Origin of the sequence: Marinobacter antarcticus (assembly GCF_011049865.1) — a bacterium.
GTDB lineage: Bacteria > Pseudomonadota > Gammaproteobacteria > Pseudomonadales > Oleiphilaceae > Marinobacter > Marinobacter antarcticus_A.
In genome coordinates this window covers 1-23,980 of record NZ_DRGY01000070.1, presented here as the reverse complement: position 1 = coordinate 23,980, position 23,980 = coordinate 1, and the positions used below count along the sequence as shown (strand labels likewise).

Genomic DNA, 23,980 nt, shown 5'->3' with positions numbered 1-23,980 from the left:
ATGAGCGTCCGAATCCGAAAATACAGTTGGCAACTTGCTCCGGAAGCGGTCCGAAACATTCGCCAGAGCGTGTTTGTCGAAGAGCAAAAGGTGCCCCCCGAGCTGGAATGGGACGACACCGACGACATTGCCGATCATTTTCTTGCCGTTCTGCCAGACAACACGCCCGCGGGGGTCGCTCGGCTGTTTTCAACCCTGGAAGAAACCGGACACATTGGGCGCATGGCCATTTTGCCGGAGTTCCGGGGCCAAGGTATTGGCGAGGCACTGCTCCGACACATGATTGCGGAATCAGCCGGGCGATACCAGGAGTTGAAGCTCTCTGCACAGCAACACGCCGTTGCGTTCTATCAGCGCGCCGGGTTTCACGTTTGTTCAGACCCGTATGACGACGCAGGCATACCCCACCTGGATATGCACTGCCTTGCCCCGGCGCTGCTTGAAAGCCAGGCTGGCACCGAGCGATCTCGCCCTATGTTGCTGGGCGAAGATACCCAAAGCTGGCTCTTCGACAACGAGCGCAGCCTGATTGATCTGACGGATTCCATGGTCGGCCAGGCGGACCAGCGATTGTGGCTCTATGATCGGCTGCTGGATCACGATCTCTACGATCGCCAAAGATTCAGGGAGCTTGTATCAAGCCTGGCGCGTCGTCACAGGCTCAGCGAGATCCGCTTGTTGATCCACGATGATCAACCCCTCATCAAGCGCCGACATCGATTGGTTGAACTGATGCGCAGGCTTCCCAGCCGCATCAAGCTGAGACTGGTCAACGCAGATCATCCCCATGAAGGCCAGCCGTTTATGCTCGCAGATCGGGAAGGCGTCGTGTACCGACACGATTTCACCCGCCCCTCCGGGTTTGCAGCGTTTGCTGACAGCCGTCGCGTCACGCTGCTATCAGAGCAGTTTCAGCGCATGTGGGACGTAGGCCAGCACTCACTTGAACTGCGCGAGTTGCCGCTCTGAACGTTACGCCAAGGGCAAGCCCACAGATTCAAAGCGCGCGCCGAAGGGTGCAAATTCCTCATCAACGTCTTCTGCAACGTCTGAAATCAGCCTGCGAAGCCATTGGTGGTCAGAATTGTGCTGCAACAAAGGGCTCCACGCCATTTTGAGCTCGAAAGGTGGAATGTCGAAGGGTGGCACCTTCACAACCAGGTTCACATTGTCTTTCTGCAGCCAGGCCGCCCGTGACGGAAGCGTGGCGATGAGATCGTGCTGCTCTGCCAACAGCATGGCCGACTGATAATGTCGGGTGAACACTGAAATCTGGCGTTTACGCCCCATTCTGGACAACGCCTCATCCACCCAGCCAAGACGCTGAACGTCTTTCGGATTGACCCCGACACCGACGCCAAACCCGGTTTTACTGACCCATATGTGGTTGGCATCCAGGTAGGTGTCTAACGTGAAAGGCTCTTTCAGTATCGGGTTACGAGCGTTCATCAGGCAGGCAAAATATTCGGCCCAGAGGGTTTTCTGATGAAACGACTGGGGAATCTTGTCGAACCGGTTTATAGCCATATCAACGCGGCCCTGCTCAACGTCCAGAAAGCTGACGTCGCTGGGCGTCAAAACGTCCAGCGTTACGTAAGGCGCCTCTTGCCGTATCCTTCGCAAAACCCGGGGCATAAGGCAGGATTCCGCATAATCGCTGGCCATGATGCGAAATACCCGCTGGCTATCCAATGCCGCAAAAGGCGTTTTTTCCTGCACTGCCTGCTCAATATTTGAAAGGATACTTCTGACTAGCGGTTGCAGTTCCCGCGCCCGCTCGGTAGCGGTCATACCGCCACTGGTTCGCACCAGTAAAGGATCGCTGAACACATCGCGCAACCGGCGCAGGCTGTTACTCATTGCCGGCTGGGTTATGCCAAGATGGTTGGCGGCCTTGGTGACATTGCGCTCCCTGAGCAATACATCCAGGTAAACAAGAAGGTTGAGATCGATACGTGAAATATCCATGAACAGCTCCGGAGCAGAATAAAAGCCATGGGTTGGGCAACGCCTGACCACCCATTCATACAAGCAATATACAGAACAAAACTAATTCATAAAATAAATATAAAAGCGGAAGTTTCACATTTGATTCCGGATTCAACGCCGGATTTCTGCTAATCTTTTCGGTAGTTGTCGTGGATATTGGCCTAACAGATCTGAATTCTGAAACAGGCATGACGTATTTAAAAGCCAGAGCTATTTCATAAAAGCCACTACATAAGAGCCATTACGCAAACATGAATACCATCACCATTGTCGTTGCGTTAGCGGTCATCGTTTTCATCTCGATTGCCGCTATTGTGATCAGCCAGATGCGCGAGAAAGCTAAAATTGAGCGTGGTCGTAAAATTACGGCGCTGGAGGACAGCTATAAGAGGTGCAGCCGTCTGCTGTCCGAACTTCCCGGACAGTATCTGACGCCAGACCTGAAGCTGTTACTCATCAAGCGCATGGAAGATGTCTGTAACGATCTCGCGGGGCTTAAATCCGGGTTGCCGGTGACACAGTGGCGGGAGGCCGCATTAGAGCGGAAAACCCTGATTCGTGAAAATCGTGATGACGTAAGGCCGGTCAAGATAGACTCGGCCGAAAAATCCACGTACGTACAAGAGCTGTTGCAGAATCTGTTCAAGATGATCGAGTCCATGCATAAAAGCGGTCGCATAGACGGTGCAACTGCCAAGAATAACCTTAAGTATGTTTTGTTTCTGGTTCACAAAACCCACGCCGATCTTCATGTTTTCCAGGCCCGCGACCACATCCGTCAGAACCAGATACGAAAAGCGATCCATTCCTACCATATGGCAAGCACCGAAATGGGCAAGTCCCGGGACAATCCGCTTGCCATGAAAGCGGTTAAAAGTTTTCGCACCCGAATAAAAGAACTGGAAGCGGTGAACGCAAGCGCAGACGGCAACGACTCGCCAGAATCCCAGTCGAACATGGACAAACAGTGGGACAACTTTCTTCACGATGAAGAATGGAAGAAAAAAGCCGACTACGACGATTGAATGCGTGAACCGGGCGATGTACTTGCCCGAAAACAGGGATTGTGACACCCGTGACCAGAGGCTTTAAGCACCGACTTTCATACCGGCTCACCCGCGACACGGTGCTGATCGCTATGGTGCTGGGGCTTGTTCTCAATGTTGTACAAATCACCCTGGATTACTTCAACGCTCGTCAGTCCATGGAGGAGGACGTTCAGGCACTCATTGAAATCAGCCACAACCCCGCTGCCCAGATTGCCTACAATATTGATGTGCGCCTGGCAGAAGAACTGCTTGATGGTCTCTTGAAACACCCAGCTACGATCGACGCACGCATCGTTGACAGTGAAAACAGCACCATGGCTGCCGCCAGCAAACACAGCAACGTTTCGCCGTACCGCTGGATCAGTGACGAGCTGTTTGGCCCAAGCCGGGTGTTCAGCAAGGAACTGCATGTGTCACAGCTCAACAACCTACCTCTGGGGCGGCTTGTTGTGACAATTGATACCTACCATTACGGTTTTCAGTTTCTGGAACGGGCAAGCTACACGCTGCTCAGCGGGCTGTTGAAAAGCCTGATTCTGTCTGCCTCGCTACTGGGCATCTTCTATCTGATTCTTACGCGACCGATGCTCAGCGTTATTGACGCTCTGAGTCAGGTTAAGGCCAGCTCGCCAGAAAAGGTACGACTGCCAATACCCTCCAGTCATCAGGAGGATGAAATAGGCACAATGGTGAGGATAATCAATCAGCACCTGGAAACCGTCGATTCCGGCTTGGCTCAGTTGCGCATCGCGAAAGTTGCCATGCAAAATCATTCCAGTGAACTGGAACAGGAAGTCGAAAACCGAACCCGGGAAATATCGGATAAAAATCAGGCGCTGCAAAGGGGTAACCGGGCACTGGTAAAGGCCAAGGAAGATGCCATGCGCAAGGCCAAAGCCCGGGCCAACTTTTTGGCCGGCATGAGCCACGAAATACGTACGCCACTGAGCGGCGTGCTCGGCATGCTGGGGCTTGCCCTGGAGGCTGAACCGGAACCCTCAAAACGCCACCGCCTTCAGATTGCACTGTCATCCGGCGAAAGCCTGTTGGGTATACTCAACGACATTCTGGACATTTCCAAAGTAGAAGCCGGAAAACTCAACCTTGAGCACATTCCGTTTGCCATACATGAGCTAATAGAAGAATGCGCAACTCTGCATACCCAACAGGCTCATAAGAAAGGCATCAGCCTGATTGAAGAAACCGACGTGAACGTTCCAAACCAGTTTCTGGGCGACCCCACTCGTATTCGGCAGATTCTCAATAACCTGCTGAGCAATGCCATCAAATTTACCAACGTCGGAAGCGTGCGCATCGCAGCTCACTATTCCGCCGACGTGCTGACCATTGAAGTGAGCGATACCGGCATTGGAATCAGCGAAGAAGGCCTGCGCAGAATATTCTCACCCTTTTCACAGGCCGATACGCGAACCACCCGCCTGTATGGCGGCACCGGACTGGGTTTAACCCTTTGTCGTCAGTTGGCTGAGCGCATGCATGGCGATATAAAAGTCGATTCACAGGAGCAGCAGGGAACCCGGTTTACGGTCACGTTGCCCTTGCCTGTCTATCGCGCCCCGAGCATTGATGGCTACTATCGAAATCAAGATCAAGGTCAAGATGCGTATAAGAGCCCTCAACGGCATGTTGAACAACCCTCTGAGCAAACCGACCGTGAGCTTTCGGAGCCGCAACAAGGCGCGCTTCGGATATTGGTGGTCGAAGACAACGAAGTAAACCAGATGGTTGCGAGCGCCTTGCTCCGAAAAATGGGGCACTACGCTGATGTAAAAGAAAACGGTGAGCTGGCCATTGAGGCGCTCTCGCAACGGCATTACGATTTGGTGCTTATGGACTGCCAAATGCCGGTCATGGACGGCTTTGAAACCACCCGCCAGATCCGCCAAAATCCGGAGTGGCGTGACCTGCCCATAATAGCCGTTACCGCAAACGTGATGCAGGGCGACCGGGATAATTGCCTGGCCTGCGGCATGAACGACTACATCACCAAACCTTACAACCGCCGTCAGCTGAACGACGCGATCTTACGCTGGACCCAGGCGCCTGAGCCGCAATAGCCCTGAGCGTCAACAGCCCTGAGCATCAATAGCCTCAAGCACTGCGTGGAGCTCGCTACGCCGCATGCAGGCTGAAACAGATCTGGTTGTCGAGCCCGTGCAAATCGTTCACACATCAGCTCAGCAGAAGCGTTTCGATATCGGACTTAATGCTTTCAGGTTTGGTTGTGGGTGGGTAACGACGCACCACCTTGCCTTCGCGGCTGATCAGAAATTTGGTGAAGTTCCATTTTACTTTTTCCGAACCTAAAAGCCCTTTTGCCTCCGCCTTCAAAAACTTGAACAAGGGGTGAGCGCTCTCTCCGTTCACATCGATCTTCGAGAACATGGGGAAATCTACCCCATAGTTCAGACTGCAGAACTGGCTGATGACATCGTCATCCGCGGGATCCTGGTTCAGGAACTGATTGCAGGGAAATCCAAGAATCTCCAAGCCTCGTTCCCCAAGCTCTTTGTGCAACGACTGCAGCCCTTCAAACTGAGGCGTGAAACCGCACTTGCTCGCGGTATTCACAATCAGTAGCACTTTGCCCTGATAGTCAGCCATCTTCTTTTCGTTACCCTTTATATCCTGAACTTCAAAGTCATAAACCGAATGACTGGCCATGGGTTTCTCCTTGGCAAAACCACGAATGCCGGCCTTTGGCAGGGTGGTATTAGAATGTTGCGCTTTTAACTTGGGCACACTGTATGTGAAGGCTATGCGGGGAAACTCAGCCACGCAATGGATTTATGACTCATGAATTGATGGAGTATAAAGCTAACCCGCCATAATTGATCACAATTACCCTGTTGTCGTTGGCGCCGCCTCCGCTAGAATAGTGGTTTGCCTGAACGGCAAGTGTCTGTTTCACGTTTACTGACCAAGGAAGCCTGTGTCTTATGCAGAACTACTACAAATCCGCCAAACTGGATAACGTGTGCTATGAAATACGTGGCGTAGTGATGCGCGAGGCGCGCCGTCTCGAAGAAGAAGGCCATCGGGTGCTCAAACTCAATATCGGCAACCCGGCCGCGTTTGAGCTGGACATACCCGAAGAAATCCAGCAAGACGTGATTTACAACATGCTTCAGGCGCAAGGCTATGTGGAATCAAAAGGCCTGTTTTCGGCCCGCAAGGCGGTCATGCACTATTGCCAGCAGCGGGGCATCGCCAAAGTTGATATTGATGATATTTTTCTGGGCAATGGCGTCAGCGAGCTGATCGTGATGTCTATGCAGGCCATGCTTAACACGGGCGATGAAGTACTTATTCCGGCACCGGACTACCCTCTGTGGACGGCAGCTGTGACGCTCTCAAGCGGCAAGCCTGTGCACTATCACTGTGATGAAGAACAGAACTGGTTCCCGGATATTGATGATATCCGCAAGAAAATAACCAATCGTACCCGTGCGATTGTACTGATCAACCCGAACAATCCGACCGGTGCCGTTTACAGCCAGGAACTGCTTGAACAGGTGATCGAACTGGCGCGCAAACACAATTTGATCATTCTCTCCGATGAGATCTACGACAAGATTCTCTATGACGGCACCCAGCACGTATCCACAGCGTCGTTGGCAGACGACGTGCTTTTTTTCACCTACAACGGGCTCTCCAAGAATTATCGTGCTGCGGGTTACCGTTCTGGCTGGATGATCATCAGCGGTGCCAAACACTTGGCAAAGGACCTGATCGAAGGCATCGATATGCTGTCTAACATGCGCCTGTGCGCTAACGTTCCGGCCCAGTTGGCCATACAGACAGCCCTGGGCGGTTATCAGTCAATCAACGATCTGGTTGCGCCGGGTGGGCGACTGTACGAACAAAGAGAAACCGCCTGGCGGATGCTGAACGACATTCCCGGTGTCAGCTGCGTGAAACCCCAGGGCGCCCTGTATCTCTTTCCCAAACTGGATCCGAAAAAATTTCCGGTTGTGAGTGACGAGAAGCTGGTTCTGGATCTTCTGCTACAGGAAAAGATTCTTCTGGTTCAGGGCTCTGCGTTCAACATTGGGGATAAACAGCACCTTCGGGTGGTGTTCCTGCCCCGCAAAGACACCCTGGAAGATGCCATGGGCAGGCTGGGGAATTTTCTGACCCAATACCGGCAGTAACTCGCTGATATCAAGGCACTGACAAAAAAGGACACTGCTTGTGGCTGACATCCACGTTGAAGAGTTTTACAAAGACGCGGCCATAGCCTTGATACAGCTTTACAGCGCCTTCCCCAGGCGGGTGAATCTGTTTGTAGAGGACATTGCCGGCCCGGACGAGCCGGATGAATTCGGCCTGCACAGCAAACGCCATATGGCGTGCTTTGGCGCCCTGCTCTGGTTGGCTGAGGAAGGATTTTTGCGTTACGTAGACACCATCAGACAAGACGCCCTGGACCAGGCGGTGCTTACGCAAGAAGCGCTTACGCGCCTGATTGCTCCGGCGCCCGACGCTCTTGTTCAGGGGCGCCAACGTTCGGCAGATACCCCGGGAGCACCCTTACCACCGTCTTTGCAGGAAGACCTGTCCACCCACATCCATCTGCTAAGGACTGCGCTGAAAAGCGGGCATTCTGTGCGGATAAGCCATGCGGTTCAGGCCACGCTCTTCGCGAACAAACACGATGGTTAAATCGATCAAGACCGGGCGTTAAGATTTGCCAGAACGTTCAGATTTTCAACTTGAACCCGATGGCACGGAAACTGTCTTGCAGGGATTTGCTTGTGCCTTTCAACTGAACTTTCAGGCTGGAGCATTCCCGACGCACGGGGTAATCCCGCCGCAGGCCGTCAAAAATGACACCGCGCTCGTCTGCCGGGGCTTTCATGGCATGACGAAGACGTGCATCATCCTGTCTCGGATCGTAGCAGGCTCGTAGTGCCATTCTGATTGCCGCACATTCGTCCGCTGCGCTGGTGAAGGAGACTTTACTGAGCGCAGGCTCCGGAAGAAACTGGCCCGCTTTTTTACGTATTGGTAACCCCAGAAATCGGCTCAACGCCTGGTAAATCATCTCCGTTCCCTGAACCTTGCCTTCAAGGCTATAGCCTGCGATATGCGGCGTGCCCAGCCAAACCCGGTTTAACACATCCGGATTGATTCGAGGTTCCTGCTCCCAGACATCAAGCGCGACCAGAGGCGCGTTGTCGCGATCCAGCCGCTTGCACAGTGCAGCGTTGTCAATCACCTCTCCCCGCCCTGAATTGATCAGCAGCTGCTCAGACGTCAGCATGGCAAGCTCACGCTCACCGACCAGGTGATAGGTGGGGAAGGCCGAGTCGCGGGTTAACGGCGTGTGAAACGAGACCACGTCGCACGCAAGCGCCTCGTCCAGATCAACAAAGGTGGTACTATCGTCTGATTGCTGCGCGGCCCTCGGCGGATCACACAGTTTAACGCTGAAACCGAGGCGAACGAGCGTTTCTGCCAGTTCTCCACCCACATTGCCAACGCCAACAATGCCTACGGTGAGCTGCGACCAGTCAGCCAGCACGCGACGCTCTGCATAAAGAGATAAAACCGACAGCACATATTCAACAACACTGTTGGCGTTGCAACCGGGCGCTGCCGAAAAACCGATCGCATTGTCGTCAAGCCAGCCCAGATCAATATGATCGGTTCCAATGGTGGTTGTGCCTACGAAACGCACGCGGCTGCCCTCAAGCAACTCGCGATTTACCCGGGTAACGGATCGCACAAGAAGCACATCGGCGTCGTGAACGTCTTCAGGGCTCATCGTTCGCCCGGACACGCGCCGAACCTCGCCTACGTCGCCAAAAAAGGCCTCCAGCAGTGGGATATTCTCGTCTGCGACGATCAACATACTCATTTCTCGTGGTATCAGTTCCGGCGTGGGCGTGGGCTACGACCGACTGGCCTGCGTCCGCCCTGCCCCTGTGACGGGCGACGACCGCGCTTGCGGGTGATGGGCGGATTATCCATTTCGACCATCAACGCCTCTTCCGGCACGCCGGTTTTAAGCTTCTGGCTGATATAAGACTCAATGGCCGGGAGTGCAAAGGAATCGTCCTCGCCGGCAAAGCTGACAGAAACGCCGGTTTTGCCAGCGCGACCTGTGCGTCCAATACGGTGAACGTAGTCTTCCGCGTTGTCGGGCAAGTTATAATTGAACACGTGGGTGACGCCGTTCACATGGATACCGCGGCCAGCGACGTCTGTTGCGACAAGTACCTGAATACTGCCCTCTTTGAACTGCTCCAGGGTTTTCAGCCGCTTGTTCTGGGCAATTTCGCCCGACATCAGTGACACCTTGACGCCCTGGTTGCGCAGATCTTCTTCAAGATCCCGGCATTGGTCGCGTCGGTTGGCAAACACCAGCGCCTTTTCGACTTCCGGGCGCTTCAGGTAATTCACCAGCACGGGCAATTTTTCGTCGTCACCCACCAGATAAACCGTCTGTTCAACTCGCTCAGCGGTTTTTTGCTCCGGCTCAATTTCCACAAATTCAGCGTTGGTGGTCCACATGGACGCAAGATTGAGCACGTCCTGGTTGAACGTTGCACTGAACAGCAACGTTTGGCGCTCATCTTTGGGGGTACATTTACGGATAATGCGTTTCACATCCGGGATGAAGCCCATATCGAGCATCCGATCTGCTTCGTCCAGGATAAGAATGTCGATCTGGTCGAGGAACACATCCTGCGAGCCCAGGAAGTCGATCAAACGGCCGGGGGTAGCCACCAGAATATCCACAACGCCGTTGTGCAGCTGTTCGCGCTGTTTGTCGTAGTGCATGCCTCCCACCACCGTCACAACCTTGTGACCGGTATGCTTGCATAGCTCCTCGGCATCCTTGGCAATCTGCATGGCAAGTTCGCGGGTCGGTGCCAGTGCCAGAACACGGGGCTCAGACGCAAAGCGGTCGGCCTCGGGTATGGGTGTCTCCAGCAAACTCTGGATCGCTGTGATAAGAAACGCCGCTGTTTTACCGGTTCCGGTCTGGGCCTGGCCAATCAGGTCTTCGCACGCCAGGGTCCAGGGTAAGGTTTCTGCCTGAATCGGGGTGCAATATTCAAAACCAATGGCAGCAATGGCGTCCAGCAGGCGCTTGTCCAGATTCAAATCGCTGAATCTCAGATCGCCGGTGTGCTTTGGGTCAGATGTCATGGAGTCTCAGTTTGCCTCATAGTGTTCTTTTGCAAAATATAACGGAACCACCCGCCCGACATCATCACGCCAGGCTGCTTTGAACGTATCACGGGTTCCATAAAACGCTTTCAGCGTATCAAAAAAGGACTGCGCTCGCTGCGGCAAGCCTTTGTCAAGGTAGTCTTCGGCCTGGTCCCGCACGCTGCAACAAAATTTGCCGGCGTCCGATGCGCCGTCTCCGGACAGGTTATCCACGCTGATGTGAAAGCGCCAACCGGCGGCTACTGACAGCAGCCATTCGATCGCCTGCGGCTTAACCTCGGCCTGTTCAAAGGCTCGCTGTTGCGCGGGTGTCCGGCCGTCCGGGCAGTACCAGTATCCATAATCAAGAAGTGTGCGCCTGTGCTCACCTGCAACACACCAGTGACTTATTTCGTGCAAAGCACTGGAATAGTAGCCATGGGCAAAAGCAATCTGGGCATACTCACCAGTGTTGCCTGCGGGTCGGTATTCGGGCTCTGCGCTGCCCCTGACCAGAGTCGTTCGGAAAACTTCCCGAAACAGGTCATTAAACAGCATGATAAGATCGTTTGGACTGTGATTCATTGGTTGTCTATTGTGCGTCTTTAACGCGCCTAATGCCAGAAGGAACTTTCGCGGGGCCACTGTGTCCATGGGCTTCGTAAACCATTGTGAACCGGCGGCTTATTTGTAGGAGTTGCCGGTTCTTCAAGACATGACATAAATCGGGAAACTGCGCATTCCATGAGAGCTTTATTCACCGCACCTGGCAGTATTCGCAAGCTCACGGGGCCATACAGCCTTTTTCTCGTGTTGGCGTTGTTGCTGACGGGCGCCAATGCAGCCTGGGCCGTTGGCAACAGCAACTCGCTTTTCGGGAGCCAGGATAATCAGTTTCTGCCGGTGGATGAGGCGCTGCCATTCAGTTCCACCACGGAAGGCAGTGCCGTGGTGTTGTCCTGGAACATTGCCCCCGGGCATTACCTGTATCGGGATCGTATCAGCATCAAGGCTCTTGATGAGGGCGTCAGCACCGGTGCGCTAGAGTTTTCAAGCTCGGGAACTGAGACCGAGGATGAATATTTCGGCAAAACCACCGTTTTCTTCGATCCTGTTCAAGCACGGGTTCCGGTTACCCTGCCGGCCAACGTTCGTGAAGCGCGCTTCGAGGTGACGTATCAAGGCTGTGCAGAGGCCGGGCTTTGCTATCCGCCGCAAACTCGTGACGTGCTCTTTTACCAGAGCCAGGATTCCGACGCCGGGTTACCGCAGCCCGGTCAGAGTGACGCGGGTCAGACTGGCAACACGCCCGGGGTAGACGCCAGTTCCGCAACCGGGCTTGCCGGCTTTCTTTCAGAGCAATCAATTCTGGTCATAGCCGGTGTTTTTCTCTTGCTGGGCCTGGGGTTAACGTTCACACCTTGCGTACTGCCGATGGTTCCGATTATTTCCTCGCTGGTGTCCGGGCAAAACACACGAACAACGGGGCACGCGCTGCTGCTCTCGGGCAGTTACGTTCTGGGAATGGCACTGACGTATGCGGGTGCCGGCGTGCTGACGGGGCTTCTGGGCGCGAGTTTTAACATGCAGGCGCAGCTTCAGTCACCTTGGGTACTCGGCATTTTTGCGTTTATGTTTGTGGTATTTGCGCTCTCAATGTTTGGCCTGTTCGAGATTCAACTTCCGCGCTTTATCCGTGAGCGTTTGAACGACGCAAGCCAACGGCTCACCGGCGGCCGGGTGGTGAGCATTTTCGGTATCGGCGCCCTCTCCGCGTTAATTGTTTCGCCCTGTGTGTCCGCTCCGCTGGCGGGCAGTCTTCTGTATATATCCACCACGCAGAACGCTGTTATCGGCGGCACCGCACTGTTCGCTCTTGGGCTGGGCATGGGCATTCCGCTTATTCTTGTGGCCGTTGGTGGGCGAACGCTTCTACCGCACACCGGCCATTGGATGACCACCGTTAAACATTTTTACGGTGTTATGCTTATTGCGGTCGCCATCTGGCTGGTTGAACGCCTGGTTCCGGGTTGGCTCAGCCTGATCCTCTGGGGCGCGCTGCTTGCCATAACCGGCGTGCAACTGGGGGCCTTTGATGCGGCCAAAGCTGGCTGGGGGCGCACTCGCAAAGGTCTTGGGTTGATCTTCTTCGCCTACGGTCTGGCGTTGCTGGCAGGCGCCGCAGGCGGTGCCAATGACCCACTGGCTCCGCTGGATCCGTTTATTGCCAAAACCTTCACTGCGGGCTTATCAACAGGGCCATCCGTCGACGCGGCAGCTGCTGACCCCCGCCACGCGGAGTTCATCCGGGTGGAGAGCCCTTCGGACATCGAGGCCATGCTGGCGCAGGCGAAACAGGAAGGTCTGCCCGTTGTGCTGGATTTCTACGCCGACTGGTGCATTTCCTGCAAAGTCATGGAGCGGAATGTATTCAGTGATGCGAGCGTGGTTCGTGCGCTACGCCCTTTCACATTGCTGCAGATTGACCTGACCGACAACACGCCAGCACAGCAAGCCATGCTGGACAGCCTGGGGCTGTTTGGGCCTCCAGCCATTATTTTTTATAACAGCAACGGCGAGGAGTTAGCGCAACACAGGGTGCTTGGGGAAATGAATCGGGATCAGTTTCTGGATCACATTAACGGGTTGATCCCTGCCATCAGCCCTGCCACCTGATCGCCCGGAAACCGTTTTAACCCGATGACAGCCGGCCTAAGCGCCGCGGCGTATGAGATAAATGAAACGGTCATCCTGCTCGGTATGGCTGATGAGTTCATGCCCCAGAAACTGACAGAACCTGGGCACATCGCGGGTTGTTGAGGGATCGGTTGCCGTTATTCGGAGAATTTTCCCCGGCGCCACATCCTTGATGCGGGCATGAAGCATCATGACGGGCTCCGGGCAAAACAATCCGCAGGCATCCAGCTCGGCATCGTATTCAACAGCGCTCACTTATCCACTCCTCTTCATGGAAATCCAAAATAATTCGCATCACTGCGAACAGCTTAACCGCCTAATGTGTCAACGCTCACAACGCGCCCACATCGCAACGTTTATTAACGCGGTTGACGTTCGTCATTGCCTGTCCGTTTATTTCTTGATTTTTGACAAGTCTAACCTGAGCGGCTATGGGCAATTACCGAAAACCTTCGCGCAAAACGTTGAAAAAGCGCGCCATGCTACTGATTCGGGCGACTTTGATGGATATTCGTAGTTACCCCGAATCATTGCAAACAGCTAATGCTTTGTCCATAATTGCGCCCGCATATTCCCCACTCTGAACCCATTGGTAAGGCTATGAGCACACAAAATCCGAACCTCACATACAACTACAAAGTGGTGAGACAGTTCGCCATAATGACGGTGGTATGGGGTGTTGTTGGCATGTCACTGGGTGTGTTGATTGCAGCACAACTGGTCTGGCCATCCCTTAATCTAGATCTGCCCTTTACCCACTTCGGCCGTCTCAGACCGCTGCACACCAATGCCGTCATTTTCGGCTTTGGCGGCAGTGCTTTGTTTGCAACGTCTTATTACGTGGTTCAGCGCACCTGCCAGGCACGTCTTATTTCTGACAAACTGGCAGCCTTTACATTCTGGGGCTGGACCGCGGTCATTGTTTCAGCTGCAATCACCCTGCCAATGGGCCTCACCAGTACCAAAGAATATGCCGAGCTGGAATGGCCGATCGATATACTGATCGCCGTGGTCTGGATCACTTATGGCGTCGTGTTTTTCGGCACCATTACCAAGCGGAGCATGCCACACATATACGTCGCCAACTGGTTTTATGGCGGGTTCATCCTCACCATTGGCGTGTTGCACATCCTCAACAACCTCGCACTTCCGGTTAGCGCATTCAAATCCTACTCGGCCTACGCGGGTGTTACGGATGCCATGATGCAGTGGTGGTACGGCCATAACGCGGTTGGTTTCTTCCTCACCGCCGGTTTCCTGGGCATGATGTACTACTTCGTTCCCAAGCAGGCCGGGCGGCCTGTTTACTCTTATCGTCTGTCTATCGTTCACTTTTGGGCGCTTATTGCGACGTACGTATGGGCCGGTGGCCACCACCTGCACTATTCCGCGCTACCCGATTGGGCCCAGACGGCCAGCATGGTCATGTCCCTGATTCTGCTCGCGCCATCCTGGGGTGGCATGATCAACGGCATGATGACGCTGTCAGGTGCCTGGCACAAACTGCGCACCGACCCCATCCTTCGCTTCCTGGTGGTTTCCCTGTCGTTCTACGGCATGTCTACCTTCGAAGGCCCGATGATGGCCATAAAAACCGTCAACGCCTTGTCTCACAATACCGACTGGACAATCGGTCATGTCCACTCAGGTGCGCTTGGCTGGGTTGCGATGATCAGTTTCGGTGCGGTCTATCACATGGTTCCCAAACTCTGGGGGCTCAAAGAAATGTACAGCATAAGCCTGATCAACGTTCACTTCTGGCTGGCCACCATTGGCACCGTGTTGTACATCGTCGCCATGTGGGTGAACGGCATCATGCAGGGCCTTATGTGGCGCGCAATTAACGAAGACGGCACCCTGACCTACAGTTTCGTTGAAGCTCTTGAAGCGTCTTACCCCGGGTATTTTGTGCGCTTCCTCGGCGGCGTCATCTTCCTGAGCGGTATGCTGATCATGGCTTATAACGTCTACATGACCGTGCGCCAAAAAGAAGCGGTTGCCCAAGACAGTGCGGCAGTTCAGGCGGCGTAACGGAGAGAGAACAGATGAAACACGATATTGTCGAAAAAAATATTGGCCTGATGATCGTTTTTATCATGCTGACCATCAGTGGCGGCTTTCTGGCGGAGGTGCTACCGCTCTTTTTCCTGAAAGAAGTCAACGAGCCCATCGAAGGTCTCGAACCCTTGTCGGCGCTTGAGCTGGAAGGACGTGATATCTACATCCGTGAAGGATGCCACGTCTGTCACACCCAACAAATCCGCCCGTTCCGCGCCGAAACAGAGCGCTATGGGCACTACTCCGTGGCCGGCGAATTCGTTTACGATCGCCCGTTCCTGTGGGGTTCCAAGCGCACCGGGCCAGACCTTGCCCGTGTTGGCGGTCGCTACTCAGATGCCTGGCAGCGCCAACATCTGTACAACCCGCGCAGCGTTGTTCCTGAATCAAACATGCCCGCGTTTCCATGGCTGTTTGAGGATTATGTGAATCACCAGGGGACCGCGGCCAAGCTCTCGGCCATGAAAACCCTGGGCGTTCCCTACACAGAGGACCAAATCGCCAGCGCGGCCGATGACGTAGACGGCAAGTTTGAAATCGAGGCCCTGGTTGCGTACCTGCAGCAGCTGGGCACCGTCATTTCAGACAGACGGTGATCTGATGGATATAAACGACATACGGGGCCTTCATACCCTTCTGATAATGGCCGTGTTCATAGGCATCATCTGGTGGGCGTTCAGCGCCCATCGTAAAAAAGCGAACGACGAAGCCGCCCACCTCCCGTTCGATGATGACGAAGTGGACAAGCGTACTCTTGAACAGGAAAAAACGGAGAAAAAACAATGAGTACCTTCTGGAGCATCTGGGTCAGCGTGATCACGCTCGGCACGATCTTTGGCTGCTGGTGGCTGTTGCTCGCGACGCGTAAGGGCCAGACCAGCGACGCAGAAACCGAGCGCACCACCGGCCATTCCTTCGATGGGATCGAAGAGTATGACAATCCCCTGCCAAAGTGGTGGTTCTATCTCTTTGTGGCTACCTGCGTGTTCTCCCTCGGTTATCTTGCGCTTTACCCGGGTTTGGGCAACTACAACGGCCTGTTGAACTGGACATCCACAAATCAGTGGGAGGCCGAAGTGGCCGCTGCTGACGAGAAGTATGGTGAAATCTACGCGCAGTATGGCCAGACACCCGTTCCGGAATTGGCAAAAACCGACGACGCATTGAAGATTGGTCAGCGACTGTTTGCCAACAACTGCGCGGTTTGCCACGGCTCTGCCGCGCGGGGCCAGGTTGGCTTTCCCAACCTCACCGATAACGACTGGCTTTACGGCGGAACACCCGACGCCATTTTGGCAACCTTGCACAACGGCCGAATGGGGAATATGCCGGCAAAAGGCGTCATGCCAAACATGACCAGCGAGCAGGTTGATCAGGTGGTGAACTACGTGCTGAGCTTCAGCGGTCGGGAGAAGGACGCGGCAGCAGCAGAAGCCGGCAAAGCGGTGTTCGCCCAGGGCTGTGTTGCCTGTCACGGGCCGGAGGCCAAAGGCAACCAAGCCATCGGTGCTCCAAATCTGACCGACAACGTCTGGCTTTACGGCTCCACCTATAAGTGGATCAGGGAAACCGTCGTAAACGGTCGTCAGAACCAGATGCCAGCCCAGGGCGGACGTCTTTCTGAAGATCAGATCCAGATTCTGGCGGCGTATGTTTACAGCCTCTCCAATTGAGTTTTTCGCCGGGCTTAACGCCCGGCGCGCCCCCGCTTTGTGACTCCTTCTGGAGGTATCCATGAGCAATGAAATTCCGGTTACGCAGGTCGACCCCTCCTCGGGGCCTCCGAACGAAAAGAAGAAGCCGGAAACGATTGAGCTCTACGCCAGTCGCAAAAAGATCTACGCGAAAGAAGTAAAAGGACTGTTTCAGCGCATCCGGACCGTGAGCCTTTTGCTGCTCATGGGCATGTACTTTCTGTTTGTCTGGCTGACGCTCGACGGCGCTCCGCTGATCCACTTTGATTTGCCCGCCCGGGAGTTTCATCTTTACGGCGCTACGTTTTATCCCAAAGACTTTTTCCTGCTCTCAGGCTTGCTGATTATTTGCGCCTTCGGCCTGTTCTTTATCACCACGCTGTTTGGCAGGGTATGGTGCGGTTACACCTGCCCTCAAACCGTGTGGACGTTCATCTTTATGTGGGTTGAAGAGCGAATCGAAGGCAGCCGCAACAAGCGCATGAAGCTCGACAAAACACCAAACTCCACCGAAAAGATGGTAAAAAAAACAACCAAGCATCTGATATGGCTAATTATCTCCTTATTGACCGGGCTCACATTCATTGGGTACTTCTATCCGATTCGTGAACTTATTACCGATATTTTCACCTTTCAGGCTAATGGGTGGGCTTACTTCTGGGTCGCGTTTTTCACCATAGCCACCTATCTGAACGCCGGTTGGATGCGCGAACAAGTGTGCCTGTACATGTGCCCGTACGCGCGCTTCCAGTCGGTCATGTTTGATCCGAACACACGCATCGTTTCCTATGATCCAAATCGGGGAGAGCCCCGCGGTGGTCGCAAAAAAGAGGTCAAGCCCGAGGAAGCCGGCCTGGGAGACTGCATTGACTGTGGACAATGTGTGCATGTGTGCCCAACCGGTATCGATATTCGCGACGGCCTGCAATATGAATGCATCGGCTGTGCTCTGTGTATTGACGCCTGCGATGAGATCATGGACAAAATGAACTACCCGCGCGGGCTGATTCGTTACACCACCGAGAACGAACTGGAAGGCAAGCCCTCCAAGCTGTTACGGCCACGGACGTTTGGGTACGGCATTGTGCTGGCCGCCATGATCGTCGCAATCGGTTATATAATCGCCACTCGGGTGCCAGCCCAGTTGGATGTTCTCCGTGACCGGGGCGCTTTGTTCAGTTTCAACGGCGAAGGTCGAATCGAAAATTCTTACACGTTGAAAATCGTCAATATGTCAGAAGTGCCACAGATCTTTACGCTATCTGTCGAGGGTATGGATGGCATTCGCATTCTGACCAAGACTCAGATATCCGTAGACAGCGGAGAGAATCGATCGCTGCCCACGGTCGTGGACGTGTTGCCGGAGTCCATTGAGCAATCCAACAATGAAATCATCTTCCACGCACGGTCTGAAACGGATGCGTCGCTGAAGCTGGAAACTGAAAGCCGCTTTGTCGGTCCAACGCAGTGATCCTTCCGGGGATCACCGCTGGCACTCTGTAAAAAGACGAGACTGTGTATTATGAATGAAGACGTTCCCGTAGCACCCTGGTATCGCCAGCCCTGGTTCTGGTTTCTGACCATATTTCCGCTTTCTGCAATCATTTTCAGCATGGGCATGCTCGTGGTGGCGTCGAATATGGACGATACGATGGTGTCGGATGATTATTCCAAAGAAGGCCGTGGTATTAACCTGGAAATTGCTCGCGATCAGAAAGCCACGGAAATGAAATTGCACGGCGACCTGGCCCTCGAAGGCCGAACCATGATGTTGAACCTCAGTACCGATCAAGGCCCGGCGGATTTTCCCTATCTGGTGCTCAACCTGTTCCATCCCACACTGGCCCAGAACGACCGTACCATCCAGTTCCGTAACAATGGCAACGGCCATTACACGGGAACCCTGCTGGACGACATAGAGGGTCGCTGGTATTACGACCTTCGCGGGCCGGAAAACCAATGGCGCCTGAAAGGCGAAGCCTGGCTTCCGGGCAAAGACACACTGCGTATGAGCGCAAAAGGCGCCGCACAAGGGTGACCCCACTGGATTGTTTTCATTGCGGTGAAGCGGCTAACGGCGAACCGCCGATTACACTTCAGCTCGACGGGCAAACCCGGTTTTTCTGCTGCCACGGCTGCAAAGCCGTGTGCGATATTATCCACAGCGAGGGCCTTACCGGGTTCTACCAACTGCGCACCGAGGCCGCCGTCAAACCCCGCACGCTCACCGACGGGGAGATTGACCGCCTCCGGGAGTTGGATCACCCCTTGGTTCAACAGGCCTTTGTATCGCCGGTCACGAGCGGCCAGGAAGCCCAGTTGCTGATTGGCGGAATTACCTGCGCCGCCTGCATCTGGTTGCTTGAAAACCATCTGAAGCAACAGCCAGGCGTTATTTCGTTCTCCGTAAATCACACAACACAGCGTGCCAGACTTCTCTGGGCACAGGATAAAGCCGCCCTCAGTCGTCTGTTGATTGCCATTCACGAGCTCGGCTACAGCGCCCGACCCTATCAACCGGATGCGGCAGAAGACCAACTGAAAGCCGAACATCGCTCCATGCTGATCCGTTTGGCGGTCGCAGGCATCGGTACCTTTCAAAGCATGATGCTGGCTTTGCCCCTGTACTTCGGGTTGATCAGCGGCTTATCGCCTGAGTTTGTGGCGTTTTTTCGCTGGTTCAGCCTGCTGGTCACAACCCCGGTTGTGCTATACAGCGCAGCGCCGTTTTTTCGCAACGCACAGCGCGATATCCGAACCCGACACCTCACTATGGACGTGCCCGTTGCCATTGCCATTGGCCTTGCCTACCTGGCCAGCGCCTGGGTAACCGTTATGGGGGGTGAGGAGGTCTACTTTGAATCCGTGTGCATGTTCACCTTTTTCCTGCTGCTGGGGCGTTACATCGAAGTGCAGGCCCGGTACCGTGCCGGGCTTACCGGCAATGCCCTGGCCGGTTTTCACCCCGCAGTAGCCACGCGAGTCACCGGGGAACACACCGACGTTGTACCGGCGCATCAGGTGAAGCCCGGCGATGTCATTCGGATTCGGCCCGGCGAAACCTTGCCCGTTGACGGCGTTATTCTGCGGGGGCAATCCACCCTTAACGAATCCGCACTTACCGGAGAGTATCTGCCTGAGACCCGGGTGCCCGGGGAGGTCGTCCATGCCGGAAGCATCAACGGAGAAAATCCGTTGGACGTTCAGGTCGAGAAATCCGGCGCCCAAACACGCCTTTCCGGCATTCTGCGAATACTGGACCGGGTGCAGTCAGAAAAGCCCCCTGTGGCGCTCATGGCAGACCGCATTGCCGGCAAGTTCGTGGGGCGCATTCTCATTCTGGCGCCGATAGTGTGGATAGGTTGGTGGCTGGCGGGGGCGGACAATGCCTTCGATATTACGCTGTCGGTTCTTGTTGTGACCTGTCCTTGCGCTTTGTCGCTTGCAACGCCTACCGCTATTACATCGGCCACAGTTAAACTGCGGCGCCTGGGTTTTTTGCCCACCCGGGGCCACGCTCTGGAATCCATGAACGCCATCGATACGGTGGTTTTCGATAAAACCGGCACGCTGACCCGGGGCGAGCTTAGCCTGATCAACACTCGCACGGTAGGCAGTAAAGATAAAAGCACCTGCCTGCAGTTGGCCGGGGGGCTGGAGCAGCATTCAGAGCATCCGATTGCGCGGGTTTTCCACAACCGGCCCGCCGCCTTGGTAGATCACGTCAACAACCATTTGGGCGGAGGGCTCTCTGGAAAGCTCGGTGATCGGTCTTTATTCATAGGTCACAGAGAGTTTGTTGCGCAACACACGAAAGCCCCCGAGCCAAAGCCGGAGCCAGAATTAGAACAAGAGTCGGAACAAGAGCCGAAACCCTACACGGGCATGGAAATCTGGCTGGCGTCGGATGAGGAGTGGCTGGCCTGTTTCCAACTCGATGATCAGCCCAGAGAAGATGCCGCGCGGGCGATCAATGCGCTACAGGATGCAGGCATCCGGACACTGCTTTTGAGTGGCGATCGTTCAGGCCATGTTCGCAAGATCGCCGACATGCTCGGTATTGACGACGCTATTGGTCAGGCCTCTCCAGAGCAAAAACTGGACGTTCTGAACCGATTACGAGCGCAAGGGCATCAGGTAATGATGGTCGGAGACGGCCTTAACGACCTTCCCTCAATGGCGGGAGCTGGTGTATCCGTTGCTATGGGCACGGCGGCCGATCTGACCCAGCTCAAAGCAGACGCCGTGTTGCTCAATGGCCAACTGATGCAGTTGGTCGAGGCGCTCAACACCAGCAAGCGCACGCGGAAAATCATTCGCCAAAACATGGCCTGGGCGCTGGTTTATAACGTTTGCGCCCTCCCTCTTGCAGCCGCAGGCCTGGTTCCACCCTGGCTCGCCGCTATCGGCATGTCGATCAGTTCGCTGATTGTTGTATTGAACGCTTTGCGCCTTGGCACTGAAACCCGCCCGGTCAAGGCTGGCCGCGCCCCAAAATTTGGCGCGCGAGTCACGCCCTGATACCGTCATCGTGTGGCGTTAACTATGAGGTTTACCCGTGGAAATCGTAATGTTGCTGGTGCCCGTTATGCTGATCCTGGTCGCGATGGGCATATTCCTGTTTTCCTGGGCGGTTAAAAATGGCCAATACGACGATCTTGAGGGCCCGGCACACCGGATTCTGTACGACGACGACAAAGACATGATTCCCGAAGAAGCCCGCGTAATGGATTCAGAACCGACAAAGCCCCAGCCCGGCGATCAGGAAAACCACCAGGATAAGCCCGACCCTTCATGAGCCCTGAACTGTACCTTAGCTATCCCAGCGCCTTTATCATTGGCCTGCTCGGCAGCACTCATTGCCTGGGCATGTGCGGTGGCATCAGCGCGTCACTGTCCATGGCGCTGCCTGTGGGTAAAGGATTCCGCTTGCGGCAATCGCTCATGCTGCTTGCGTTTAACTCAGGGCGAATCGCAAGCTACGCCCTGATCGCTGCGCTGGTCGCAGTGCTGAGCACCACGGCGGCGGATCAATGGGCACAGCTTGCCACGGTTTTGCGCTCCATTGCGGGGCTTTTGCTGATTGTCATGGGATTATCCATGGGACAATGGTGGCAGGGTATTCGCTATGTAGAGCGCATCGGAGCACCCCTGTGGAAGCACCTTTCCCCCATTACTCGCCGGTTTCTGCCGGTTAATCACGCGGGCCACGCGCTCGCGCTCGGAGCGCTTTGGGGATGGTTACCCTGTGGCCTGGTTTACAGCACGCTGGGCTGGGCAGCCTTGCAGCCCACCGTAGGTTCTGCGGCGCTAACAATGGTGTTTTTCGGGTTAGGCACCCTGCCTTCGATGCTGGGAACCGGTTACGCGGCAAGCTGGATCAGCGGGCTGAAGAGCAATAAGACGTTCCGGAAGTTTACCGGCATCCTGCTGATCTTTTTCGGGCTTTGGACCCTGCCGATGCTGACGATGACCAGCCATTGAACCGGCTCTGACTCCTTCAGGCTGGCCGATCCAACCTCAGATATTGAGAACGTTCAGGCGGCCAAAGCTCTGCTCTGGTTTTAGTTCTGGCTCTAATTCTGATTCCGGCACGGCCGCCTGCACGGTTTGGCGCTTTTCGCCTAAACGTTTGCCCTCGCGAAAATCGTAAAGATCGGGATCCGCAAGGTGAGAAGGTTCCACATTGCACAGGGCCCGGAACATGGATTCAAGCCTGCCCGGGTGCTGCGTATCCCATTGCTGAAACATATCCTTGATAACCTGACGTTGCAGGTTTTCCTGGGAGCCGCACAGATTGCAGGGAATGATCGGAAACTGTCGGAGCTCGGCGTACCGGGCAAGGTCCTTCTCGCGGCTGTACGCCAGCGGGCGAATCACCGTATTCCGGCCATCGTCGCTGTGCAGAACCGGCGGCATGGTTTTAAGTTTTCCGCCATAAAACATATTCAGAAACAGGGTTTCCAGCAGATCGTCACGGTGGTGTCCCAATGCAATCTTGGTAACGCCATGGTCTTCCGCGAAATTGTAAAGAATACCGCGACGCAACCGTGAGCAGAGGCCGCACGTCGTTTTCCCTTCTGGAACCTTGTCTTTAACAATGCTGTAGGTATCTCTCTCAATGATGTGATATTCGATTCCCATGTCAGCGAGATAGGCCGGCAGGACATCTTCGGGGAAACCCGGCTGTTTTTGATCCAGATTGACCGCAATCAGCTCAAACGATATGGGCGCGCTTTTCTGCAAATTGAGCAGAATGTCCAGCATGGCGTAGGAGTCCTTGCCACCGGACAAACAACACATCACCTTGTCGCCCGCCTCAATCATCGAGAAATCAGCAATGGCCTGGCCGACTTGTCGGCGCAGACGCTTTTGCAATTTATTCTGTTCAGGTTTCAGACCGCGTTCGTGTTCAGTACGGTGTGTCTGCTCAGTTCTATTCATTATCGCGTCGGGCATATCAACTGTGTTCAGTGAAAGAGTGGTACATGGATTGTACGCACCCATTGCGTTTGAGGACAGGTCATACCCGGATGAATATGTTAAGTTCAGCGAACGCAACCACTGCACTGATAGAAGTCCACAGCCGCCCATGAAAAACGTTTCCAAGCCGTTAGGCCCCTCTCGAACGGTCTCCCAAAAAGCCTATGAAGACACGCTGGAACAACAGATTCAGCATCTGTCAGTGGCCGTGGAGCATGAACTTCGCCATTCGCCCGGTGGTCTGGACGAACTGACGCTGATCAAAAAATTGCAAAAGTCGCCCTGGAAGCTGATCGGAGAGCTTGAATTTCACGACCCGAAAGCCCTCTACCCTGCGCATTTTCTGCTTTTTCACGTGCTGTACCGTTTACGGGATACTCTGGCTGCGGCCGGTGAAAACCTGCACATCTCGCCCATGCGGATCGGCATTGAACGCCAGGATACGATCGGTGGAAACGGTTTGCCGGATGCCGTAGACACGCTTCGCCAGTTCTACCTGGACCTGTCGCAGTACGAACTCCCCGAGGAGGCTATCGCGCAGATGATGGAAAGTTTCTGGGCCGGCTACCAAAACCCGGCACCCACCCGGCCGGACGCTCTGGCAGCGGCGAACAAGCTGGGGTTTGACGGGATTCCTGAGAGTTTTTCCGCGGCAAAACAGGCGTTTCGTCGTGCTGTCATGCAGGCACATCCGGATCGGGGCGGCGATACAGAAGCAGTTCAGGCACTTAACGAGGCGTTCGCGGTTTTGAAAGCGCATTTCAATCGGATAATGGAGAAGACATGAGAGCACAAAAACTCTGGATCTCAGCGGCGCTGTTCTCT

Annotated in this window: 23 protein-coding genes; 16 read left to right on the top strand and 7 right to left on the bottom strand. The window is 54.7% G+C overall.

What is annotated here, in order from left to right:
• Complete coding sequence (locus tag ENI00_RS08935) at positions 1–969, top strand: GNAT family N-acetyltransferase (protein ID WP_304101462.1); 969 nt, start codon at positions 1–3, stop codon at positions 967–969.
• Positions 970–972: 3 nt separating this feature from the next.
• Here the strand turns inward: ENI00_RS08935 and ENI00_RS08930 are convergent, their stop codons facing one another.
• Complete coding sequence (locus ENI00_RS08930; RefSeq protein WP_304101461.1) at positions 973–1,968, bottom strand: LysR family transcriptional regulator; 996 nt, start codon at positions 1,966–1,968, stop codon at positions 973–975.
• Positions 1,969–2,240: 272 nt separating this feature from the next.
• On the opposite strand from ENI00_RS08930, the gene ENI00_RS08925 reads away from it, so the two are divergent.
• Positions 2,241–3,014 carry a hypothetical protein gene (locus tag ENI00_RS08925; RefSeq protein WP_304101460.1) on the top strand — a complete coding sequence of 258 codons (774 nt, stop codon included), beginning with the start codon at positions 2,241–2,243 and terminating at the stop codon, positions 3,012–3,014.
• Positions 3,015–3,064: 50 nt separating this feature from the next.
• The gene (locus ENI00_RS08920; RefSeq protein ID WP_304101459.1) at positions 3,065–5,116 is read left to right on the top strand and encodes an ATP-binding protein; all 2,052 of its coding nucleotides are present in this window, start codon (positions 3,065–3,067) and stop codon (positions 5,114–5,116) included.
• A gap of 115 nt (positions 5,117–5,231) precedes the next feature.
• On the opposite strand, the gene ENI00_RS08915 is transcribed toward ENI00_RS08920, so the two are convergent.
• Positions 5,232–5,723: a glutathione peroxidase gene (locus ENI00_RS08915; protein ID WP_304101458.1), complete on the bottom strand. Its 492-nt coding sequence runs from the start codon at positions 5,721–5,723 to the stop codon at positions 5,232–5,234.
• A gap of 275 nt (positions 5,724–5,998) precedes the next feature.
• On the opposite strand from ENI00_RS08915, the gene ENI00_RS08910 reads away from it, so the two are divergent.
• Complete coding sequence (locus tag ENI00_RS08910; protein ID WP_304101457.1) at positions 5,999–7,213, top strand: pyridoxal phosphate-dependent aminotransferase; 1,215 nt, start codon at positions 5,999–6,001, stop codon at positions 7,211–7,213.
• A gap of 40 nt (positions 7,214–7,253) precedes the next feature.
• Complete coding sequence (locus ENI00_RS08905) at positions 7,254–7,724, top strand: hypothetical protein (RefSeq protein WP_304101456.1); 471 nt, start codon at positions 7,254–7,256, stop codon at positions 7,722–7,724.
• Positions 7,725–7,761: 37 nt separating this feature from the next.
• Here ENI00_RS08905 and pdxB read toward each other — a convergent pair whose 3' ends face one another.
• From pdxB to ENI00_RS08890, 3 genes are read right to left on the bottom strand one after another with little or no spacing between them, the layout of a single operon-like run.
• Positions 7,762–8,916: a 4-phosphoerythronate dehydrogenase PdxB gene (gene pdxB / locus ENI00_RS08900; RefSeq protein ID WP_304101455.1), complete on the bottom strand. Its 1,155-nt coding sequence runs from the start codon at positions 8,914–8,916 to the stop codon at positions 7,762–7,764.
• Positions 8,917–8,933: 17 nt separating this feature from the next.
• The gene (locus ENI00_RS08895; protein ID WP_304101454.1) at positions 8,934–10,220 is read right to left on the bottom strand and encodes a DEAD/DEAH box helicase; all 1,287 of its coding nucleotides are present in this window, start codon (positions 10,218–10,220) and stop codon (positions 8,934–8,936) included.
• Positions 10,221–10,226: 6 nt separating this feature from the next.
• Positions 10,227–10,808, bottom strand: coding sequence for an elongation factor P hydroxylase (locus ENI00_RS08890; protein WP_304101453.1), 582 nt, complete (start codon positions 10,806–10,808; stop codon positions 10,227–10,229).
• Positions 10,809–10,967: 159 nt separating this feature from the next.
• Between ENI00_RS08890 and dsbD the strand changes: the two genes are divergently transcribed.
• Positions 10,968–12,899 carry a protein-disulfide reductase DsbD gene (dsbD, locus tag ENI00_RS08885; protein WP_304101452.1) on the top strand — a complete coding sequence of 644 codons (1,932 nt, stop codon included), beginning with the start codon at positions 10,968–10,970 and terminating at the stop codon, positions 12,897–12,899.
• 36 nt (positions 12,900–12,935) lie between these two features.
• Here dsbD and tusA read toward each other — a convergent pair whose 3' ends face one another.
• Positions 12,936–13,175 carry a sulfurtransferase TusA gene (gene tusA, locus ENI00_RS08880; RefSeq protein WP_304101451.1) on the bottom strand — a complete coding sequence of 80 codons (240 nt, stop codon included), beginning with the start codon at positions 13,173–13,175 and terminating at the stop codon, positions 12,936–12,938.
• 345 nt (positions 13,176–13,520) lie between these two features.
• Between tusA and ccoN the strand changes: the two genes are divergently transcribed.
• From ccoN to ENI00_RS08835, 9 genes are all read left to right on the top strand, one after another.
• Positions 13,521–14,951 carry a cytochrome-c oxidase, cbb3-type subunit I gene (ccoN, locus tag ENI00_RS08875; RefSeq protein ID WP_304101450.1) on the top strand — a complete coding sequence of 477 codons (1,431 nt, stop codon included), beginning with the start codon at positions 13,521–13,523 and terminating at the stop codon, positions 14,949–14,951.
• Between the two features lie 14 nt (positions 14,952–14,965).
• A complete protein-coding gene (ccoO, locus tag ENI00_RS08870) occupies positions 14,966–15,574 on the top strand; it encodes a cytochrome-c oxidase, cbb3-type subunit II (RefSeq protein ID WP_304101449.1) in 609 nt (202 codons plus the stop codon).
• A gap of 4 nt (positions 15,575–15,578) precedes the next feature.
• Positions 15,579–15,764: a cbb3-type cytochrome oxidase subunit 3 gene (locus ENI00_RS08865; protein ID WP_304101448.1), complete on the top strand. Its 186-nt coding sequence runs from the start codon at positions 15,579–15,581 to the stop codon at positions 15,762–15,764.
• A complete protein-coding gene (gene ccoP / locus ENI00_RS08860; protein WP_304101447.1) occupies positions 15,761–16,651 on the top strand; it encodes a cytochrome-c oxidase, cbb3-type subunit III in 891 nt (296 codons plus the stop codon). The genes ENI00_RS08865 and ccoP overlap by 4 nt, the downstream gene beginning before the upstream one ends.
• 61 nt (positions 16,652–16,712) lie before the next feature.
• Positions 16,713–18,143, top strand: coding sequence for a cytochrome c oxidase accessory protein CcoG (ccoG, locus tag ENI00_RS08855; RefSeq protein WP_304101446.1), 1,431 nt, complete (start codon positions 16,713–16,715; stop codon positions 18,141–18,143).
• Positions 18,144–18,194: 51 nt separating this feature from the next.
• Positions 18,195–18,710, top strand: a complete 516-nt coding sequence (locus tag ENI00_RS08850; RefSeq protein WP_304101445.1) for a FixH family protein — start codon at positions 18,195–18,197, stop codon at positions 18,708–18,710.
• Positions 18,707–21,193, top strand: coding sequence for a heavy metal translocating P-type ATPase (locus tag ENI00_RS08845; RefSeq protein WP_304101444.1), 2,487 nt, complete (start codon positions 18,707–18,709; stop codon positions 21,191–21,193). Before ENI00_RS08850 ends, ENI00_RS08845 begins: the two co-directional genes overlap by 4 nt.
• 37 nt (positions 21,194–21,230) lie before the next feature.
• Positions 21,231–21,470: a cbb3-type cytochrome oxidase assembly protein CcoS gene (ccoS, locus tag ENI00_RS08840; RefSeq protein ID WP_304101443.1), complete on the top strand. Its 240-nt coding sequence runs from the start codon at positions 21,231–21,233 to the stop codon at positions 21,468–21,470.
• On the top strand, positions 21,467–22,156 hold the full coding sequence (locus tag ENI00_RS08835; protein WP_304101442.1) for a sulfite exporter TauE/SafE family protein: 690 nt from the start codon (positions 21,467–21,469) through the stop codon (positions 22,154–22,156). The genes ccoS and ENI00_RS08835 overlap by 4 nt, the downstream gene beginning before the upstream one ends.
• 36 nt (positions 22,157–22,192) lie before the next feature.
• On the opposite strand, the gene ttcA is transcribed toward ENI00_RS08835, so the two are convergent.
• On the bottom strand, positions 22,193–23,116 hold the full coding sequence (gene ttcA / locus ENI00_RS08830) for a tRNA 2-thiocytidine(32) synthetase TtcA (RefSeq protein WP_304101441.1): 924 nt from the start codon (positions 23,114–23,116) through the stop codon (positions 22,193–22,195).
• Between the two features lie 148 nt (positions 23,117–23,264).
• Between ttcA and ENI00_RS08825 the strand changes: the two genes are divergently transcribed.
• Positions 23,265–23,942, top strand: a complete 678-nt coding sequence (locus tag ENI00_RS08825) for a DNA-J related domain-containing protein (protein ID WP_304101440.1) — start codon at positions 23,265–23,267, stop codon at positions 23,940–23,942.
• Positions 23,943–23,980: the final 38 nt, after the last annotated feature.